The organism is Kitasatospora sp. NPDC028055 (assembly GCF_040637885.1).
GTDB lineage: Bacteria > Actinomycetota > Actinomycetes > Streptomycetales > Streptomycetaceae > Kitasatospora.
Genome location: NZ_JBEZXE010000001.1, coordinates 385,337 through 398,197 on the forward strand (window position 1 = coordinate 385,337; position 12,861 = coordinate 398,197).

Consider the following 12,861-nt stretch of genomic DNA (forward strand, 5'->3'; position numbering starts at 1 on the left):
CCGCCTCGATCGAAGCGGCCCGGCTGTCGGTGATCAGGCTTCGGCCAGTCCCTCGTCCTCGGGTTCGGTCGCGCCCTCGGCGATCTGCCGCTCGGTCTCCGCGAGGCGCAGTTCGGCGATGCCGGCGTAGTGCGGGGTGACCTCCACGCCGATGAAGTTGCGGCCTTCCAGCAGGGCGGCGACTCCGGTGCTGCCGCTGCCGGCGCAGACGTCGAGCACGGTGCCGCCCGGGCGGCAGATCTTGACCAGTTCCCGCATCACGCTGACGGGCTTCTGGGTGATGTGGACCCGGCCGCTCCTGGGCTGGGAGGCGGTGTAGAGGCCGGGCAGGTAGACGGGGTGGGCGTCGCCGTCGATCGGGCCCTTGCTGCCCCACAACACGAATTCACAGTGCTGGGTGAATCGGCCCTTTTGCGGGCGAGCGGCGGGCTTGTACCAGGCGAGTGCGCCGCGCCAGATCCAGCCGCCGGCCTGCAGCGCATCGCTCGTGGCAGCCAACTGACGCCAATCCGTGAAAACGAGGGCGACGCCGCCGGTCTTGGTCGCGCGGTAGGACTCGGCGAGGAGTTGGGACAGCCAGTAGGTGTAGCTCCTCTGGTCCTTGTTCTCACCGGGGAAATCGGCGAGGGAGTGGGCGGCGTCGTTCGAGGTGTACTTCGCTCGCGCCGTTCGTCCGGTCCGCTCCTGGGCGGTGCGTCCGCCCGAGTTGTAGGGCGGATCGGTGATGACGGCGTCGATGGAGTTCGAGGGGATCGCGGCGAGCCGGACGAGGGCGTCGCCCTGGTGGATTTCGTAGGGCAAGGGGCGGGCTGACCTCCTGGTCGGGGATGGGGCAGCAACGGCAACCGGCGGATTGACCTGGCCTTTCGGCGGGTGGCGGGAGTCCGGCGGGGCGGCTCCGGAGTGCTCGGGCTGCGGCTGCGTCAGGAACCTAGCCCAGGTGCGGCTCGCAACCTAAAACGCGCCCCGAGCCAGCCTTGCGAAGATCGTTTTAGGTTGCGAGTCGCACTCCGCCTATCGTCTGCCACGCCCCCGGAGATCGCCCGGTCCGGAATCCCGTTTTAGGTTCCGAGCCGGTCCGGTTCTACGGTGAGGCGCCCCGAAGGAACTCCGCCTTCTTCCTGCACGTCGACCAATTTCCCGTTTTTGGTTGCGAGCCGGGAAGGCATTAGCGTCCGTCGGGCAGGTCGCCGGTACACCCCGGATTGCAGGAATCACAACGTTTTAGGTTGCGAGCCCTCGATTCGATACCGTCGGCCGCCGCAAGCGAATTCCACCCATCCCTTTCCAGGGGACACCCATGCCTTTTTCGAGATTACGAGCGCGGCTCGCTGCCGCTCCCGCCGGCCCGCCCGCCTCCCGGCCGGGCGGGCCCACCCCGCACCCCACCGCACGATCCGACAGGAGCCCCCGCCTTGCTCGCCCTCACCGCACGGATGCGGATGCCCAAGCCCCGCCCGCCGGACCCCCGTGCCGCCAAGGCCGGAGGTGACGTTCGGAGGGCGCGATGAGCTGGCAGAAGTGGGTCGGCGGCGGTCTCGCCGGCCTTCTCCTGGCGCCGTTCGCCATCGCCTTCCCCGCCCTGGCGGTCAGCGCCAACGACTCCACCAAGTCCGACACTTGCACACCTGGTCCAGGTCCACAGCCTGTGGACAGCGCGGCCGTGGCCGCCCAGGTCAAGAAGATCCTGGACGGCGCGACCGGGCAGGTCGGACCCGTCGCCGGGCTGGACAACCCGGCCGTGCAGATCCCCTTCGCGAAGACGATCACGGCGACCGGCATCTCGATGAACGTGTCCGCCCGCGGTCAGGTCATCGCTCTGGCCACCGCGCTGCAGGAGTCGAACCTGCGGAACCTGTCCTACGGGGACCGCGACAGCCTGGGCCTGTTCCAGCAGCGCCCGTCGCAGGGCTGGGGCACGGCCGAGCAGATCCAGGACCCGGTGTACGCCTCGACCCGGTTCTACAAGGCCCTGTTGGAGGTTCCCGGCTGGGAGCAGCTGCCGCTCACCGTGGCGGCCCAGAAGGTCCAGCGGTCCGGCTATCCGGATGCCTACGCCAAGTGGGAGCCGCTGGCGACCGCCTTGCAGCAGGCCATCTCCCAGGTGTTGTCCGGAAGTTCCACTCCTGGGCCGACGCCCTCCCCGGGCACGACCCCGTCACCGGTCCCGTCCGCGCCGGCCACGCCGAGCGGCTGCGGCACGGGAGGCGGCGACGGAACGAACTGGGGTGTCATCCCACCCGGTGTTCTGCCGGCCGGCTACCAGATCCCCACCGATGTTCCGCCTGCCGTCCAGGCCGCCATCAAGTTCGCCCTCGGCCAGCTGGGCACGCCCTACCAGTGGGGCGGCAGCTGCACCGACTCACACGGCCAGGACCCGATGGGCCGCTGTGACTGCTCGTCCCTGACGCAGCAGGCGTACAAGGCCGGCGGCATCTCGATCGAGCGCCGGACCTACGAGCAGGTCCACAACGGCACCGCCGTGAGTGTCGACGCCATCCGCCCGGGCGACCTGCTGTACACCCGGCCCGGCCCCGAGGGGCCGGAGCACGTGGGCATGGCGATCGGCCAGGGCCTCGTGGTGCACGCCCCCAAGACGGGCGACGTGGTCAAGATCTCCACGCTCGCGTCGTGGAAGGCGGACATCATCGCCGCCCGCCGCATCGCCCCCTGACGGCAACTGCCGTCCATCTCAGCGCACTTCGCGCACCTCTCCCCCCTCCCGCGCGGCCCGACCGCGCACCTTCCTGCCCCTCTAGCCGTGGAGTGTGATTGCTCACCTACTACCTCGCCGACGCCGCCACCCAGCTGGCGTACGACCCCGGCATCTCGCCGTCCGAGGGCGGCCTGCCCGGCCTGTCCGTGCTGAAGTCCACTGTGGGCAGCATCAACCTCTTCGCGATCATCGCGGTGGTCGGTGCGCTCTGCGTCAGTGGCATCGTCTGGGCCTGGGGCCACCACACCGGCTCGCACGGCAGCGAGCAGAAGGGCAAGCAAGGCGCGCTGGTCGCGGCCGGCTGCGCGCTTCTGCTGGGCGCCGCGAACGGGATCGTCAGCTTCTTCAGCACCGTTGGGACCAGCGTCCACTGATGAAGTCCTCGCCGTTCACCGGCCAGTCCACCATGCTGCGCCGGCTGCTGATCGGCCTGGGCGTGCTCGTGGTCGTCGCCCTGCTGGCCGGGCTCACCGCCCGGCTGGCGGGCGGCGGCCACCGCACCCCGAGCGCCGCCAACTCCCCCTCCGCTCCTTCCGCTTCCGCGACTTCGACCACCTCACCGCACGACTCCGCGCCGTCCCCCTCGGCCGGATCGACACCCGGCGCCTCCGTCATCGCCGCTCCGCCGCACACCAGCGATCCGATCACGTACGCGAAGGCGTTCGCCACCGCGCTGTGGAGCTACGACACCCGCACCGCCACCCAGCCGCAGCAGCTGGCCGGCCTCCGCGGTTGGCTGACCGGCGAGAGCAAGTACGCCGACCCGGACGCCCTCGCCGCCCAGCTGCCGGACCCGGTCCTGTGGAGCCGGATGCGCGACAACGGCCAGCACGCGACCGGCGAAGCCGCCGAGGCGCATCTGCCCGCCGCCTGGCAGCAGGCCATCGGCAAGGACCCCTCGCAGCTCACCGTCGCCTACGTCTACGCCGTCACCGTCACCGGCAAGCAGACCGTCAGCTGGAACGACGGCGGCCGGGGCGCCGAGGACCGCGCCCTCACCCTGGCCGTCCAGTGCCGGCCGGGCCGCGACTGCGCGCTCGCCTCCATCGCCACCACCGTCTACCCCTGACCTCCTTCCCCATCGGTCCCGACCAGAGGAGCTGATCGCCCATCGGTTTCTGCGACATTCCCGGCTCCGGCCTGCTCTGCGACGTCATCGTCGGCGGCGTCAGCGACTCCGTCACCGACTCCATCGGCAACTGGGTCGCCAAGTCCGCCGGCGACCTCGCCAAGAGCGCGGTCGACCTCGCCTCCCGGGCCGTCGACAAGACCACCAGCGTCGACCTCGGCGCGGAGTGGTTCCGCACCAACTACGCGACCATCCTGCCGATCGCGCTGGTCATGCTCGTGATGACCTTCATCTTCCAGCTGATCCGCGCCGCCTGGAGGCGGGACGGCCAGGCGCTCGGCCAGGCCGTCACCGGGACCGTCTCGGCGACCCTCTTCGCGATGACAGCGATCACCTTCACCGGCGTCTCCCTGGTCATCGTCGACGCACTCTCGCGCGGGCTGTTTCAGATCGCCAACTCCAGCATGGACGACGCGGTCAGGCGCCTGGTCAAGGTGTCGATGATCGGCATCACCTCACCACTGGGCTGGGCGATCCCCGCGCTGGTGGCGCTCGGCTGCGCGGCCGGGGCGATCCTCTACTGGGGCGCGATGGTCCTGCGCAAGGTGACCATCCTGGTGCTCGTCGTCCTCGCCCCCTTCGCGGCGGCCGGCGGGGCGTGGGAGCCGACCCGCGACTGGCGCCGCAAGTGGATCGAGGCCACCGCCACCGTCGTGTTCAGCAAGCTGATCATGACGATCATCATGCTCGTCGGCGTCTCCGCGCTCGGCCAGACCGACACCAAGGACGGCGTCCAGGCCCTGTCGGACATCATCAGCGGCCTCGTCGTCATGGCGCTGGTCCTGCTGTCCCCGATGGCGATCTACAAGTTCGTCCACTGGGCGGGCGACGGCGGACAGGGCCACGACCTGCACCGCAGCACCGCCGCCGGTCTGCAGGTCGGTGCCGCGACCGCCCAGAAGGGCGCCCGGATGGCCGCGACCGCGGGTACCGGCGGAGCAGGCGGAGCCGCGATGGGCGGAGCCGCCCCGCAGGGCCCGGCGCAGGTGCCCGGCCAGGACGCCCCGGCCGGCGGCAGCTCCGGCAACTCGGGCTCCGGCGACGGCTCGTCTCCGTCGCAGAACACCTTCCGCTTCCCCGGCACCTCCTCCGGAGGCGGCGGCGACGCGGTCGGAAAGGCGCTGATCACCCGCCGCGCCCAGCAGTCCGGCGGCGACCAGGGCCAGCCGTTGATCTCCCGGGCCCCGGCCTCCGGCCAGTCCTCCGGGGGCGGAGCGAGCGAGGGGGCAACCGCCAAGCCCACGAGCGCAGTTGCCGCCGCAGGTGGGAGCGCGGGTGCCGCGCCGCAGGTGGTCTTCAGCGCCGCACGTGGCGCCGCCGCCCAGGCTCCCGCTGCCCCGTCGGCGTCCGCCGCCGGTCCCGCCACCCCATCGGTGGCCACCAGCGGACCGGCCGCCACGCCGAGCAGCCCCGTCGGCCCCTCCACGCCGCCGACCTCCTGACCAGCACCGGCCGGGGCCACCGCCCGCCTGCGGGCCCCGGCCGGCGCCCCCGCCCTGACCGAAGGAGTCGCCCCTGTCGGCCGACCTTCCCACACCGACCGTCCGCTTCCCCAGCCGATCCCGACGTGGAGTCCTGCTCGGGCTGACCGCCGCCCAGCTCACCGTCGTCGGCACCGCCGGCGCGATGCTCCTGGCCACCATGGTCGCCACCGGACTCGCCGGCGCCGCCCTCGCCACCCCGCTCTGGGCCCTGGCCGCCGCCCTCGTCCTCGTCCGCTTCAACAGCCGCTCCGTGGCAGATTGGGCCCCAATCCTTATCAGGTACTACCTGCGCCGTGCCAAGGGCCAGCTCGTCTGGCTCGCCCGGCCCGCCACCCGGCCCCGCCGCGACGGCCTGCTCCACCTTCCCGGCACCGACGCCAGCCTGCGCGCCGTCACCGCCCCCGGCGGCACGCTCGGCGCGATCCACAACCCGCAGAAGAACACCCTCACCGCCGTCATCCGGGTCAGCTCCCGCGCCTTCGCCCTGCTCGACCCCGCCACCCAGGCCGGCAACGTGAGCGCCTGGGGCCGGTGCCTGGCCTCGCTCGCCCGCACCGGCTATATCACCACCGTCCAGGTGATCGAGCGCACCGTCCCCGACAGCGGCGACGCCCTCGCCCGGTACTGGGCCGAGAACGGCCGCCCCGACGCGGCGATCGCGGGCCCCGTCTACGCGGACCTCCTCGCCGCCGCCGGCCCGACCGCGGCCCCGCACGAGGCGTACATCGCCATCAGCCTCGACCTCAAGGGCGCCCGCCGCCTGATCGGCGAGGCTGGCGGCGGCCTGTCCGGCGCGTTCAGCGTCCTGACCCAGCTGACGCCCGGCTTCGAGCAGTCGCTGCGCAACGCCGGACTCAACCCCCGCGGCTGGCTCACCACCGGCGAGATCGCCGCCGTGATCCGCTCGGCCTACGACCCGAAGGCCCTCGCCAACCTGGAGCAGTGGTCCGAGAGCGGCGAGGCCACCGCCGACCCGGCCGCCGCCGGCCCCGTCGTGGTCGTCGAGGAACCCGGCCGCCTGACCACCGACACCGCCTGCCACGCGGTGTACTGGATCGAGCAGTGGCCCCGCTCCGAGGTCACCCACGGATTCCTCCACCCGCTCATTTTCGCCGGCGGCGCCCGCCGGACCCTCTCCCTCACCTACGGACCCCAGGCACTGGACGCCGCGCTCAAGGCGGTGCAGCGCACCAAGGCGTCGATCGTCTCCGACGCCGCCGAGCGGGTCCGCAAGGGGCAGGTCGACAGCGAAGCCGACAGCATGGAGTACGCCGACGCCAAGCAGCACGAGCGCGAGCTGATCTCCGGGCACGCCGACGTCGACCTCACCGGCCTGGTGGTCGTCAGCGCCGACAACCCGGAAGAGCTACGCCGCGCTTGCGCCTCGATCGAGACCGCCGCCGCCGGCACCGGCCTGGACCCGCGGCTCCTGCGCTGGCAGCAGGCCGAAGCCTTCGCCCAGGGCGCGCTCCCGCTCGCCCGCACCTGACGGGAGGCACCGTGCACCACCCACCGACTGACCACCGCCTCCTGCGCTTCGCAACCGCGGGCGTCGACGTCCACCACCACACCGCCATCCCGGAGCAAGAACCCGTCTCCCGTGGCGAGTTGGACGCACTCCACGCCCACTGCGTCAGTTTGTTCGCGCTGCTCGACACCCACACCGGCACCACCCGGCCGCTCGCCCCGGCCGAGGCCGGCCACCTCCACGCCGCCCGCATCCGGCTCTGGCAGACCTGCGACGCCCTCCACGACGCCTACCACCGCGCCCCGCGGGCCGACGGGCGCCGCCCCACCCGCGAAGCCTGCGCGCTGCGGCTGCCGGAGGGCGCCCCGGACATGGTGATCTGCCAGCGCCACAACACCACCTCCGGCCGCGTCCGGGTAATCGCCACCCCCTCCGAGCTCCGCGGCACCCCGACCACAGCCCCCCGCATCTGACAGGAGAAACGTTCCTCTGCGCTCCGCCAGTGCCACCCCCCTGTTCACCCCGACCCGCTCGGACCGCGCCGCCCGCCGCCAGGCCAAGCGCGACCTCGCCGCCGCCCGCCGCACCGCCCGCCAGGCCGGCCGCCCTCAGCGCCCCAAGAGCCGCCGCGAGGAGAACGCCGAACTCCTCCCCGCCTACCCCGCCGCCGGACGCCCCGGCCCCGCCTCCCTGCGCGGCGGCCGACTGCGACTTCCCGCGCACCGCATGACCACCGCGACGGCCAGCGCGGCGTACCCCTTCCTCGCCGAGGGCGGCCTCGGCTCCGCCGGCGTCCTGATCGGCCGCGACGTCCACGCCGAGGCCAGCTTCGTCTTCGACCCGTTCGCCCTTTACGGGAAAGTTGAAAACTTCACAAACCCGAACACGCTGATCGCGGGCGTGATCGGCCAGGGCAAGTCGGCGCTGGCGAAGTCGATCGCCCTTCGAAGCACGGCATTTGGCTATCGCGTCTACGTTCCGTGCGACCCGAAGGGCGAGTGGACGTCGGTCGCGGAAGCGATCGGCGGGACCACGATCGCGCTGGGGCCGGGGCTTCCCGGGAGGCTCAACCCGCTGGACGCGCCGCCCCCTCCGGCTGGGGTCGACCTGGCGGACTGGGCGGGTGAGGTCCGTAAGCGCCGGCTCCTGCTGCTCGGTTCGCTGGCCCGCACGGTCCTGCGGCGCGACCTGGCGCCGATGGAGTACACGGCGATGGACATCGCCCTGGACGCGGTGGTCGACCGCTGCGCGCGCACGGGCCAGGTCCCGCTGCTGGGCGACGTCGCGGCCGTCCTCGGGCAGGCCGCCGTGCTGGACGCCGCGCTCGGCGACCCCACCCGGCGGGTCGGCGCAGCCGCCCAGGACCTCGCCCACGCCCTTCGCCGGTTGGTCAACGGCGACCTCGCGGGGATGTTCGACGCGCCGTCGACCGCGGCCTTCGACCCGCGCAGTCCGATGCTGACCATCGACCTCTCCCGGCTCGGCAGCTCCGGCGACGACACCGCGCTGACGCTGGCGATGACCTGCGCGTCAGCGTGGATGGAAGCGGCACTGAGCGACCCGAACGGTGGTCGCAGGTGGGTGATTTACGACGAGGCGTGGCGCGTGATGCGGCACGCGGCGCTGCTGGAACGGATGCAGGCCCAGTGGAAGCTGAGCCGCGGATTGGGTATCGCGAACATGTTGATCATCCACCGCCTCAGCGACCTGCTGTCGGCAGGCGACGCCGGCTCCCGGACCCGGGCGCTCGCCGAGGGCCTGCTCACCGACTGCGCGACCCGCGTGATCTACCGGCAGGAGAGCGACCAGCTGGCCGCCACCGCCGGCCTGCTCGGCCTCAGCGGTGTCGAGACCGCCGCCATCGCCGCCCTCGGCAAGGGCCGCGGACTGTGGAAGGTCGCCGGCCGGAGCTTCGTGGTCCAACATCTGCTGCACCGTGCCGAGTTGACCTTGTTCGACACCGACGCCCGGATGCACGCGGCCCCGGAAGCGGCATGATCACGCCCGACTGCCTGCGGCTGCTCCACGTGGTGATCGCCCCCGACGTGGACGAGCCCGGCAACGCCATCGTCGCACAGGCCAGCCTCGGCGCGGGCGCAATCCTGTAACCCGCCGGGTTCCTTCCCAGGAGGGCCAGCACCTACGGACGCCCCTCCGGCCCCGAGCGAGCCGACTACCGGTGCTCGGTCGGCCTCACCCGCGAGCAACGGGGCCAGGGCGCCGTCGCTCGCGGCTCGCGCACCGCTCCGCCCGTCGCCGCCGAGCCCAGCCGCCCAATCCCAGCCGCTCCCGCTCGGTCCGGCCGCACCCGCCAACGCTGACCACCCAGGAGTCGTCATCCCTCACGTCACCATCGCCCACCTGCCCGACCGGCAGACCATCGTGGCCGACCCTCCCGACCGGCGCAGCGCGTACTGGCTGGAGCAGGCAGGGCTTGTCCGTGACGACGCGCTGCGGCTGCACCGCATCCGCCGGGACACGAGCGACTCCACCGCCGAGCGGCAGATCCGCGACGCCCGGCGGCTGCTGGCCGCCGCCGACTACGGGATCACCCGGGTGTACAGCGCGGACGAGCAGCGCCTGCGCGCCAAGGCACCGCCGCCGCTGGGGACGTCGGCGCCTCCGAGCCCGGCGCGGACGCTCGGCAGCCGCACCGTCTGGGCTCACCTGGTGAGCGAGGACGTCGCCGCCGGCCACCTGGTGATCCACGCGCATCACCAGGCACCGGAGGGTTCGATCGAGCTGCTGGTCGACTACCCCGGTGCCGGCGAGGCGGCGGTGTTCTACACCGAGCCGGACAGCAGCCACTACGGCCGAAGCCGCCACCCCGACCTCGCCGCTGCACGCGCGGAGTGGACCTCCTACGGGTACGCGGCCGAGACTCCGGTGCCCGGTTCCCCGCGGGCCGCCGCCGCCCGCCGGACTTCCCCCGTGGTGCTCGGCCGCCCGGGCGCACTCCCCGTGGGACCGCCTCCCCCGGTGATCAGTTCCGGACTCGCCGGGCCGGGCCTGGCGCCCCCCTTCTGACCTGCCCAGTACGCCAACTCCACTGCTATTCCCACCTCTTGGAGAAGCATGCCGACCATGACGCTCACCCGCCAGGACACCCGCCTGGAGGCCGCCCTCGGCCAGAGCATCACCGCCCTGACCGCCGCCCAGGCGCGGGCCGACGCGCAGACCGCGCGGGTGCTCGACACGCACCGCGCGCTGGTTGCCGCCGAGACCGCGGTGTCCTTCCAGCGCGTGCGGCTGGTCAACATCGCCACCGCCCAGCGGCGCGTGGACGACGCCGTCCTGGACGAGCTGGATGCGCAGCTGGAGAAGCTGGAGGAGGCGGCCGAGGAGCGCGATGTGCTGGAGGCCGACCTGGTGCGGCTGCTCCAGGCTCGCGAGGAGGAGGTGAAGCGGAAGGCGGCCGAGGTCGCCTCGACCGCCAGCCCGGCGCCGGTTCCGGTGACGGTTTCTCCGGCCTCGGCACGGCGCCGCTGATCGGGAGCCCGATGCCCAAGACGACGGATCCCGGCACCACCGGCGGGCTGGTGGCGTTCGGGTGGGACTACGACCACGGCGAGTTCGTCGTGTTGAACGGCCAGGTGCCCGGGCCCGTCGGCGAAGCGATATACCAGGCCGGATTCTCCAGGCGGGGTGATGCGCTGGACTGCTGGCACCAGCGTCGGAGTGTCGAACCGCACGAGCAGATCCGCAGGGCGGGGCGCCTCGTCGACCGACTGGTCGCGGCCCGGGTGCCGGTCGCCAACTGGCACCGCCCCGAGCAGCGCAACGGCGACCTGTCCGAGCACTACCGGTGGCTGCAGGACGAGGGCCCGTTCCCTGACGCCGATCGCGTCGCCGAGAGGGCCCGCGCGATCATCTCCGCCGACCTGGCTGCCGGCCGCCTGATTCCCGCTGACCGGGCACTCGCCCACGAGGTGGCGTCCGGCACCGTGGTCGTGGAGGCCATGCACGCCTGGGACGACGGCGTCGGGTGGTGGCTGGCCCGCACCCCGGAAGGCGTCGACTCCTACACCTACATGATCCTGCGGCACGACCCGCAGCACCTCAACATCACTGACCACTACGCCAGTTGGTACGGACCGCAGGCTCGCCGCGACTTCCGGGCGACGCAGCAGCGGGATACCACCCACCCGCCTGCCACCCGCGCCCAGGCCGCCCGTCCGTCGCGCCGGGCACGGCTGGCCGCCGCCCCGGCCACCGCGCCGCTGCCGCCTGGACCGGCTCCCCGTCGCACTGCCGCCCGTTGACCGAGCCCCCTTGGAGAACACCCGCTTGCCCCACCAGCAGCCCGTCGGCGTCACCTTCCGCCGCCTGGCCTCCGCCGGGATCACCGTCACCACCGCCAGCCGCGACCCGGCCGTCCTCGCCGCCCTGGCCGACGCAGGATTCCGCCTCGGCCTCCAGTACGCCCCGGAGCGCTACTCCCTGGCCGAGAACGACCCGATCGCCCAGTCCAGGGCTGCGGCCCAACTCGCGGCCACTCTGCGGGACATGGGAGTCCCGGTCACTTCCCGCTCCGCCCAGCTGACCGGCCTCGGAAGCGCTGCCGTCACCGTCGCCCCCTCGTCGGCGGCACGGGCCGTCGCCGCCCTCACCGCGACCGCGGCGCACACCACCGCCGTATCCGACCAGCCCCGACCCACTGTGCCCACGTCCCCGCCGCCGGCACCGGCCGCCCGCCGCTGACCGCGTCCGCCATCTGCCCCGAGGAGCAGCGCATCACCCCCGAGCACGTCTCCATCACCCGTGACCCGCAGTTCGGCGTCGTCGCCGAGGTCGGCCCCGACGCCTCACCGGCCGCCCACACGCTGCTCGCCCGTGCGGGCTTCCGCCAGCTCGCCGACGGGCGGCACGCCCTGGACCGCAGCGAGCAGAACATCTTCCTGCACGCCCGGCAGACCACCGCCGCCCTGCGCCGAGCCGGCGTCAAGGTCAGCGCAGACCCCGCCTTCGACTACAACGACGCGACCACGCCCGCTCTCGACAGCCCCGCCGCCCGCGCCGCTGGCCCGGACGCCGTCGTCCAGGTCGCCGCACCGGCTCCGCCCCGCCCCTTCGACGTCCACATCGGCCGCCACCCGCACCTGGGCATCGTCGCCACCAACCCGCACAGCAACCAGGCCGCCGCCTACGCGCTCGCCGAGGCCGGCTTCTCCAGCACCGGCGGCCACCACCCGGGCCTCTACGTCATGGACGAGCCCGAGTTCGAGGGCGACAAACGGGCCGCCACCGCTGTCTCCACGCTTCGGGACAAGGGGCTGCGGGTCGCCGCGGACCTCGCCTTCGAGCCGCTCACCGGCCCGTACGAGTCCACCGACCCGTTCGCCACCCGGCTGATCGAGGAGATGAACCGCACCCCGCCGTCGCCCGCCGCCCCGCCGGCCCAGGTCGCTCAGAACGACCCGTTCGAGACCCGCGTGGTCAAGGCTCCCGTACTCGGGCCCGTCACCCCCACGCCGGCGGACCCGTTCAACACGGTCGTCCACACGCCGACCGGACCGAGCCGCGACGACCAGCGAGCGGACGCGCTGCTGCACGACCGAGCCGCGCTCAGCGCCGAGATCGCCTCGCGACTGCGGGCGATCGAGGCCCAGGTCCGCACAAACCCGGGGAGCATCGACCTGGCGCGGATCGAGGCCGTGGTCGGCGAGGCCACCACCGTGCTCGCCGGTGCCGGCAAGGACCTCGCCGCCGTCGCGGCCCGCCCCGCCTCCGCACCGGCCGCACCGGCCGCAGCCCGCACCAGCGGCCCGGCCAGCCCCCGCGCCCGCGCCGCGCTCGCCACCAGCGGCCGGCTCCGCTCCTCCGCCGCCCTGCACGCCACCGCCACCGCCACCACCACCGCGTCCGCCCCAGCCGTCGACCCGCGCATCGCGTGGGCCAACGGACGCCAGAACTCGCGGTGACCCGAGCCCAACTCAGCCCACCTCAAGTCCAGTTCACAGGAGATCCGACATAGCTGTCCGAACCCGGTGGTCCGTCGAGCACGACTGCGGCCACAGCGTTGATCATGATCTGTCCTCCCGCCCCGCCGACAAGCGCGCCTCCT

14 protein-coding genes are annotated in these 12,861 nt (G+C 73.1%); 12 read left to right on the forward strand and 2 right to left on the reverse strand.

Annotated features, from left to right (window positions below):
- Positions 1-33: 33 nt before the first annotated feature.
- Entirely contained in the window at positions 34-801 is a 768-nt protein-coding gene (locus tag AB0F71_RS01885) for a DNA methyltransferase (RefSeq protein WP_360226566.1), read from the reverse strand.
- A gap of 706 nt (positions 802-1,507) precedes the next feature.
- Between AB0F71_RS01885 and AB0F71_RS01890 the strand changes: the two genes are divergently transcribed.
- From AB0F71_RS01890 to AB0F71_RS01940, 11 genes are all read left to right on the forward strand, one after another.
- On the forward strand, positions 1,508-2,674 hold the full coding sequence (locus tag AB0F71_RS01890; RefSeq protein ID WP_360226569.1) for a C40 family peptidase: 1,167 nt from the start codon (positions 1,508-1,510) through the stop codon (positions 2,672-2,674).
- 98 nt (positions 2,675-2,772) lie between these two features.
- Positions 2,773-3,090, forward strand: coding sequence for a DUF6112 family protein (locus tag AB0F71_RS01895; RefSeq protein WP_189278178.1), 318 nt, complete (start codon positions 2,773-2,775; stop codon positions 3,088-3,090).
- Positions 3,090-3,785 (forward strand): hypothetical protein, encoded by a 696-nt coding sequence (locus AB0F71_RS01900; RefSeq protein ID WP_360226572.1) that lies wholly within the window; start codon positions 3,090-3,092, stop codon positions 3,783-3,785. The genes AB0F71_RS01895 and AB0F71_RS01900 overlap by 1 nt, the downstream gene beginning before the upstream one ends.
- 272 nt (positions 3,786-4,057) lie before the next feature.
- Positions 4,058-5,287: a type IV secretion system protein gene (locus tag AB0F71_RS01905; protein WP_360226575.1), complete on the forward strand. Its 1,230-nt coding sequence runs from the start codon at positions 4,058-4,060 to the stop codon at positions 5,285-5,287.
- Positions 5,288-5,360: 73 nt separating this feature from the next.
- On the forward strand, positions 5,361-6,818 hold the full coding sequence (locus AB0F71_RS01910; protein WP_360227673.1) for an SCO6880 family protein: 1,458 nt from the start codon (positions 5,361-5,363) through the stop codon (positions 6,816-6,818).
- 11 nt (positions 6,819-6,829) lie between these two features.
- Positions 6,830-7,270 carry a DUF6238 family protein gene (locus tag AB0F71_RS01915; RefSeq protein ID WP_360226578.1) on the forward strand — a complete coding sequence of 147 codons (441 nt, stop codon included), beginning with the start codon at positions 6,830-6,832 and terminating at the stop codon, positions 7,268-7,270.
- A 253-nt stretch (positions 7,271-7,523) separates the two neighbouring features.
- A complete protein-coding gene (locus AB0F71_RS01920; RefSeq protein WP_360226581.1) occupies positions 7,524-8,795 on the forward strand; it encodes an ATP-binding protein in 1,272 nt (423 codons plus the stop codon).
- Positions 8,796-9,179: 384 nt separating this feature from the next.
- Positions 9,180-9,824 carry a hypothetical protein gene (locus AB0F71_RS01925; protein WP_360226584.1) on the forward strand — a complete coding sequence of 215 codons (645 nt, stop codon included), beginning with the start codon at positions 9,180-9,182 and terminating at the stop codon, positions 9,822-9,824.
- Between the two features lie 57 nt (positions 9,825-9,881).
- Complete coding sequence (locus AB0F71_RS01930; protein WP_360226587.1) at positions 9,882-10,286, forward strand: hypothetical protein; 405 nt, start codon at positions 9,882-9,884, stop codon at positions 10,284-10,286.
- Positions 10,287-10,297: 11 nt separating this feature from the next.
- Positions 10,298-11,059 carry a hypothetical protein gene (locus tag AB0F71_RS01935; RefSeq protein WP_360226590.1) on the forward strand — a complete coding sequence of 254 codons (762 nt, stop codon included), beginning with the start codon at positions 10,298-10,300 and terminating at the stop codon, positions 11,057-11,059.
- A 25-nt stretch (positions 11,060-11,084) separates the two neighbouring features.
- Positions 11,085-11,498 (forward strand): hypothetical protein, encoded by a 414-nt coding sequence (locus tag AB0F71_RS01940; protein ID WP_360226593.1) that lies wholly within the window; start codon positions 11,085-11,087, stop codon positions 11,496-11,498.
- A 104-nt stretch (positions 11,499-11,602) separates the two neighbouring features.
- On the opposite strand, the gene AB0F71_RS01945 is transcribed toward AB0F71_RS01940, so the two are convergent.
- Positions 11,603-11,986: a hypothetical protein gene (locus AB0F71_RS01945; RefSeq protein WP_360226596.1), complete on the reverse strand. Its 384-nt coding sequence runs from the start codon at positions 11,984-11,986 to the stop codon at positions 11,603-11,605.
- Between the two features lie 15 nt (positions 11,987-12,001).
- Between AB0F71_RS01945 and AB0F71_RS01950 the strand changes: the two genes are divergently transcribed.
- Positions 12,002-12,718, forward strand: coding sequence for a hypothetical protein (locus AB0F71_RS01950; protein ID WP_360226599.1), 717 nt, complete (start codon positions 12,002-12,004; stop codon positions 12,716-12,718).
- Positions 12,719-12,861 lie beyond the last annotated feature (143 nt).

What these genes read in the sequence shown, in the direction of transcription:
- AB0F71_RS01920 (WP_360226581.1), top strand. Translation starts at nt 7,524, where the DNA reads ATGACCACCGCGACGGCCAGCGCGGCGTACCCCTTCCTCGCCGAGGGC.
- AB0F71_RS01905 (WP_360226575.1), top strand. Translation starts at nt 4,058, where the DNA reads ATGCTCGTGATGACCTTCATCTTCCAGCTGATCCGCGCCGCCTGGAGG.
- AB0F71_RS01950 (WP_360226599.1), top strand. Translation starts at nt 12,002, where the DNA reads ATGGACGAGCCCGAGTTCGAGGGCGACAAACGGGCCGCCACCGCTGTC.
- AB0F71_RS01900 (WP_360226572.1), top strand. Translation starts at nt 3,090, where the DNA reads ATGAAGTCCTCGCCGTTCACCGGCCAGTCCACCATGCTGCGCCGGCTG.
- AB0F71_RS01930 (WP_360226587.1), top strand. Translation starts at nt 9,882, where the DNA reads ATGACGCTCACCCGCCAGGACACCCGCCTGGAGGCCGCCCTCGGCCAG.
- AB0F71_RS01935 (WP_360226590.1), top strand. Translation starts at nt 10,298, where the DNA reads ATGCCCAAGACGACGGATCCCGGCACCACCGGCGGGCTGGTGGCGTTC.
- AB0F71_RS01890 (WP_360226569.1), top strand. Translation starts at nt 1,508, where the DNA reads ATGAGCTGGCAGAAGTGGGTCGGCGGCGGTCTCGCCGGCCTTCTCCTG.